The 6,325-nt window shown below is 42.3% G+C and carries 4 protein-coding genes; 1 reads left to right on the top strand and 3 read right to left on the bottom strand.

The window, feature by feature from the left end:
• Window positions 1-208: 208 nt before the first annotated feature.
• Both GM612_RS11740 and GM612_RS11735 read right to left on the bottom strand, forming a co-directional pair.
• Entirely contained in the window at window positions 209-1,786 is a 1,578-nt protein-coding gene (locus GM612_RS11740; protein WP_155432549.1) for a bifunctional metallophosphatase/5'-nucleotidase, read from the bottom strand.
• A gap of 638 nt (window positions 1,787-2,424) precedes the next feature.
• Window positions 2,425-4,791 (bottom strand): cation:proton antiporter, encoded by a 2,367-nt coding sequence (locus tag GM612_RS11735; RefSeq protein ID WP_173021282.1) that lies wholly within the window; start codon window positions 4,789-4,791, stop codon window positions 2,425-2,427.
• A gap of 469 nt (window positions 4,792-5,260) precedes the next feature.
• Between GM612_RS11735 and spx the strand changes: the two genes are divergently transcribed.
• A complete protein-coding gene (gene spx, locus GM612_RS11730; protein ID WP_155432547.1) occupies window positions 5,261-5,659 on the top strand; it encodes a transcriptional regulator Spx in 399 nt (132 codons plus the stop codon).
• 187 nt (window positions 5,660-5,846) lie between these two features.
• Here spx and GM612_RS11725 read toward each other — a convergent pair whose 3' ends face one another.
• The gene (locus tag GM612_RS11725) at window positions 5,847-6,182 is read right to left on the bottom strand and encodes an ATP cone domain-containing protein (RefSeq protein ID WP_173021281.1); all 336 of its coding nucleotides are present in this window, start codon (window positions 6,180-6,182) and stop codon (window positions 5,847-5,849) included.
• Between the last annotated feature and the right edge of the window lie 143 nt (window positions 6,183-6,325).

The following is a 6,325-nucleotide window of genomic DNA, read 5'->3' as shown; positions in this document are numbered from 1 at the left end:
GTTGTTCAATTTTTAGTATAGTGCTCGAATCATGCAGTTTCAATAAAGTTTTATAACATGATAAATCTGGCTTAGTGGGTGCGTTGTTTCTGTATTTAGAATAAAGTCAGTATTAAATCAGCGAGGTATTCGAGCACACTTCAAGCCAATCAAAAACGCCCAACCGTTGCATGAGGTTGAGCGTTTTCAGTGTTTCTATAATTGCATATCAAGGTTCATTGACAACTTTAAAATTATGATTGACCCGGGCTTTAATTACCGGATGAGCACGCAAGTAGTCTGCAATGATCTGACTCATCGGCGTTTTGTTCTCAGCAATAATTTTATCAGCACGGAACATATCATAGTGACCGCCGCCACCAGCCCGGTAACGATTTAAAACAAGCTTGAACGTCTGCGTATTGGTTACTGGCTGACCCCTATAGGTCAACTGGTCAATACGCTTACCAACCGGTTTAGCAACGTTGATGCGGTATATGATACCTTCGTACATATCGTAGTTATAATGGCGGAGTTTCGGAGAATAAAACGCCGGATTGACGGTAATTTGGCCATCGCTGTCAATGGTGAAATAACTGGCTGCCTTTTCGAGCGCGGCTTTTAGTTCTTTTCCTGTAACCAGTTCCAGTGCCAGGCCATCCGGGTAAACGTAATTAGTCATGATGTTGCGCATTGTAATCGGGTTTTCAAAGCCGTGGCCTTCATTATTAAATAGCGAGGTTGCTGAAATATCGGCCTGCATGGTCGTCATCTGGACGCGCTGGATGAATTCTGTGTATGCCGACTCATCCATCCGGGACTTTTGCGGACTTTTAACGGTGAGGTCGCCATCGATTTTGGCTAGGGGCTCAGCCAGCCAGTGGTCTACCGTTTTATCTAATTCGTGACTCTGAACGGCGATTCGTTCGTCGAACTGCGCATCCTTAGTTTCCACAAGGCGAGCGTTACTGTCATGAACTATATAGCCACCTTCAGCAGCAGGAGTTAGATGCAGCGTGATCTTACCGATAGCCTCACCACGATAGCCGGGCTGTGTCACCGGCACGTCGAATAGTGTTGTGGCAATCTTACGGTGCTGATGGCCAGTGATCAAAGCATCGATACCCTTAACTTCTTTCAAGAGCTGATAGGCTTCATTTTCACCGTTACTTAAAGATTCAATCAGTTTACCAGTCCTAAGACTACGCTCGAAGCCGCCATGGTAACAGACAATGACGATATCAGCAATTTTTTTTAATTTAGGCACCATTTCTTTAGCAATCGAAACGGCAGTGTGAAAATGCACATCTTCAGTGACGTTAGAGTGGTTCTTCCACTGCATGACGGCGCGGGTCGTGAGGCCTAAAATTGCAATTTTGACTCCGTCGCGTTCCATAATTCGGTAACGCTGGCCAAATAACGGACGGTTATCACCGTCTAATAGGTTGGCATTAACGATCGGACGGTCAGAGGCATTTAGAGCCCGTTCCAAGTAGGCCGTGCCGTAGTCAAATTCATGGTTGCCAAGCACGGCAGCATCGTAATGAATCTGGTTATAGATTCGGGTCAGTGGCAGGGGATCCGGTGGTGATTGAACTTGTGCAACGTAGTAGGCTAACGGCGAACCAGCCAAAAAATCGCCATCGTCAATGGTGATGACAGGTCCTGGTGCCGTCTGTTGTTCAGCAGCTAGAACCGTTGCTGCTCGAATCAGGCCGAACGGCATATGTGCCCGCGGTTTGACGTAGTTGGTTGGGAAAATAAAACCGTGCGTATCGCTAGTTGAAAGAATCGTAAGTGTGAGCATGTCGTTCCCCCCAAATGCAGATGCTTAATCTTTATTATAGAAAATTATAAGTTTTTTCTGGGGGATTAGCAACCGGTGCGCAGATGAAGTTGAGTGTTGATCGTTTTTGCGTGAGGTGTTTGGTGATTTGCAGCAGCGACCAGGCGAAAAAGTGGTTAGTGGATTACCTTGAAAAAGATGGCAGACTGTTAAAGCTTGCTTTTTATGGCCAATTTTTATTCGCTTAACTGAGTTACAACGGAATTGGAAAAGAAGCATAAGAAAATTCCTTGGTTCATACTTGTCACTTAGCTAATAATATAGCCATGCGGGTGAAATAAGTCAGTGGCCATGTGTGAACGAAGATGACTTTTTCGATCGTGGCCAGTGACATACCAGTCTCTGAATGTCTTATTTCACGCATTAACAAAAATAGACTCACCCGGGGGAGGGTGAGTCTAACATAGGAGTAGGCATTTTCGTGATGGGGTTCACGAAAAATTTAATTTTACTTTGGAGGAGTAAAATGAAAAAGCTTACTAGGTATCTTTCTTGATACCTTAGTATGTTTACAATATAGTGCTCAAATGTGAAGAAAGTGTGAAGCTGAGATAACAGTTTTGTAACTAATGAGACATTTTCCATGCTATGGTATATTTTTAATCGCCATTTTGAATGTAAACCATTTGATCCATTGATATTTTTGTATGCAGTTCTTTGACTAGTTCCGAAGGCGGATTTTCGCGTTTTTCAGCGTTTTGAACGAAGCTATACTCGTATTGAAAAGCCATTAAGAATAATTCGTTTTCTTCATCAGCGGAGGATTCCGCCTTGTTGAAACGATTGCGACGAACATTATAGAAGTGTCGGACCACGTCGACTTCAAGTTGATTATCATCAGTTTCCACAGAGTCTAAATAACTCATGACAGCAGCATAGCCTTTCTCATTGATCTTTTGAAAGGCCGCCAAATACTCTTCAGAGAATCCACCGCTTCGACTTTGCTGATAAAATTCTCGTCGCTGTTTACGACTTAAAGTGTGCCGACGATGCCGATTTTGGCTGGGATTCTCAGCCATTGATAAAGTAACTTCCGTAATTCGTGCTTGGGATTCCTTGTCAATGGTCTTTTGCTTTTCAGTTCGCTGACTAAGATGATGATGAGTATTATTTTGATCATCAGGTACTGCTAAGAATTGTCGCTGACCAGGATGCTTTGATTTTGAACCCTTTTGGTTGGCTTTTCCAAGGTCAGATGACAAGTGAAGCTGATTATTATTCTGATTCTCCTGAAAACGAGCAGTATATTCGCCTTTATGCTGTTCATAGAAGGTTTTGAATTTTTGGTATTGATCCGTACTGCCATGGTCTTTCAACCACTGCAACTTATTTTGTCGCTGTTGATCGATCTGTTGTTGGTAACGCTTATTTGAAGATTGCGGGAAAATGCGAAAGAAGATCATTTTGACCCACATCTTGAACCGAGCCAAAGGGCTTAGAAATGCAAATTGGGTCTGTAAAGAAGCAATCCGACTATACTGCCACCCTACTTGACGGTCAACCTCACCGTTTTCAATCATCTCTGAAATTGCGGCACGCTCAGCGGTTTCGCTCCGTTCTAAGAGTTGGTTCACGACCTTTGAATCGGCATTTTTACGTAATTGATTCTTTTGTGAATTCAAGACCTCAATTACTGATGTGAGTGCCGCTGCATTTGGCTGGTGATTCTTCAAACTTTCAATTGCAAAGTTGACCATTCGCACTAAGTAATCGTTGAACTCTTCGTCCGTAAAGGCCTGCTTCTTGTGCGGCAGAATAAGCGGCAAGATGAGTGTTGGCAGAATTAGGCTGAGCAGAATAATGGTACCCGCAATGAGGATGATGGCGCTACGGTACGGAAATGCATGACCAGCAACGGTTAACGGTAGTGAAAAAGCCATGGCTAATGTGATGGTACCGTGCACACCACTAATGGCAATCAAAAAGCTATCCTTGATGCGGGTTTCTTTATTTGGTAGCGATACCAGACTGAACAAACACCACAAAAAGCGCATGACGACCATCAGTAAGTAGAGCGCCACTGCAATCACTAATAATATTGGTAAGTGATTTACTTCAGTCCTAGATAGATCGTTCCAGACACTGGGTCCAGATGCGCCTAATAATACGAAAACAAAGCCGTTTAGCAGGTTGGTGACGACCTCCCAAGTTGTTTTAGTCACCAATTGGGTCTGCGTAGACGTAAGCCGTAACCGCTGTCCCTGCAGCCCGTGAACAATTCCAGCTGCCACAACCGCCAAGATTCCAGAAAGACCGAGGTGCTCAGCAGCTAGATAAACTACGAAAGGCGTCATCAAGTTAAACGGTAAAATAACTGCGATCGTATCCAACGTTTGGCGCTGAAATTGGATGCGGATCATGACAATGACCAGACCCAAAACGATGCCGACTAAAATCCCGCCAAAAAAGACCACCAAAAAATGCTCCAAGCCTTGCGTTAATGAGAATTGGCCGGTTGTGTACGCCGTTAAAGCCAGGTCTAAAGCGACGATCCCTGAAGCATCATTAAAGAGTGATTCGTTTTCCAAGGTACCCATGACGTGCTCAGGCATCTCAATATTATTGGTGATGGAAGAGACAGCCACTGCGTCTGTTGGCGTGACAATGGCTGCTAAGGCAAAACTAAGAGCTAAGGGTAGCAGTGACCACAAAGCATGTGTCAGTATTCCACCAATCACAATCGTGACCAACGCTAAAATAATTGCCAAGGACACCGTTGAGTTCAAATTGCGCCGCAGAAGATGCGTATCAGTATTTTGACCATCATTAAACATGAGTGGTGCGATGATGGCCAGCATAAACACTTCAGGTTGCAAATGAAAGTTATTAAATAGTGGAACTAACGATAAAAGTACACCAGCCCCAATCTGGTAAAACGCTAGTGGAATTTTTGGATAGATATCATACACAATATTGGCTGCAATGGCCGCAATCACAAGCAGGATAATCGTAAAAAAAGAAGTCATGCCTGTCACTCCCCCAAACTTTATAACCAAATTGTAACTCATGTTGAAAATGATTACTATAAATCGATTACTTAAGATGTAATAACTAATTTGCCCATTCCGTGCAAATCTAAAGCGGTTAAAAGCTACTTACAAATAGTGAGTAAACGGTTGCAATGACAGCGTTTCTAGGGGTTTCTTGAGGGTGTTAAATTATTAACTAGATTTTATAAACAAAAATGGTGTGAATTTGTTAGAACGTGCGTGGTTATAACAATTTCATAGATTGTCTAGACAGATTTTGAGGATTTATTCACAAACCAAAAAAATATAAAAACAGTCTTGAATTATTCTAATAATGATGTTATGATAATCTTGTTCATGATGAAGTGTTGGGGACTGATTGATGAATAAATTTAGTTTTACCTTTGCTTTTGATTTAGTTTTATGTTTGTCGCTAGGGGAAAGCGAAATGAAGGAAGTGCTTAATATGATTAACTTATATGTTGCACCAAGTAGCGCATCTAGTCGTAAAGCTCGTGCATGGTTGGAAAACCATCACATTCCATTTAAAGAGCGAAACATTAAGTCCAACCCACTTAACGCTGATGAAGTAAAACAAATTCTTCGCTTAACTGAGAATGGCAGTGAAGATATTATCTCTACTCGCTCCAACGTCTTCAAGGAGCTCCACATCAACTTAGATGATTTAGCAGTGAGCCAATTAGTTAACCTGGTAGTAAAGTATCCAGATTTAATCAAACGGCCAATCATTTTTGATGACAAGCGTTTGGAAGTCGGGTATAACGAGGAAGAAATTCGTCGATTCTTGCCAAGGGAAGTCCGGGTTGCTGAACTTCGTGATTTGGAATCGCAATTAAGTTCATAATTTGATATTGAATAAGCAGCAGCATCTTAATGTTCGGCATTAGTACGAACGTTAAGGTGCTGCTTTTCGTTTATCTAAATCTCTAGTATAAAAAGACGTTCAACCTTGTCGAATCCGACTGGTTGAACGTTTTTGCTTTTTAAATGCATAGCTACTAGGTTTGAAACATAACCACATCTCAATAATCTTATAGATTAAAGAATGATAGTTGTTTAAACTGTGCGTCCTTCTTTGTAACTGAAGGGTGGTACTCATCGTAGCGTTTCGCTAACTCGGGATGATCCAGTTGAACGAGAGTCGAGATGATCAGTTGCCGGATAGTGGCCGTGTCAATTTGAGCATAGCCAGCGATCTGCGCAAGCACAAGGGCGTTGATCCGGCGAATTAGACGATCATCATGGGTCAAGTGGTTAAGGCTCCGCAGAATTTTCCGGGCGTCAAAAACTGCTTTTTTACCGTTCTTCTTCTCGACAAAGCGAACCGTAATTTGGATATGCGATTGTTGCGGTTTTTGTTTGTTCACGGCCAAGTCTCCCTTTTTTATCGGTATGTTAATCGTAGAACATCTGTTTGAAAATTGCAACAAGATATAGCGTAACTTTATCATTTTTCTACAATATCTGGTAGAAAGATGTCAATTTCAGCTAACACAGTGTTACATGATAA

It is taken from the genome of Secundilactobacillus folii (genome assembly GCF_009720675.1).
Classification (GTDB): domain Bacteria; phylum Bacillota; class Bacilli; order Lactobacillales; family Lactobacillaceae; genus Secundilactobacillus; species Secundilactobacillus folii.
Note: the sequence above shows the minus strand (reverse complement) of the source record. Positions and strands in the feature narration are given on the sequence as shown.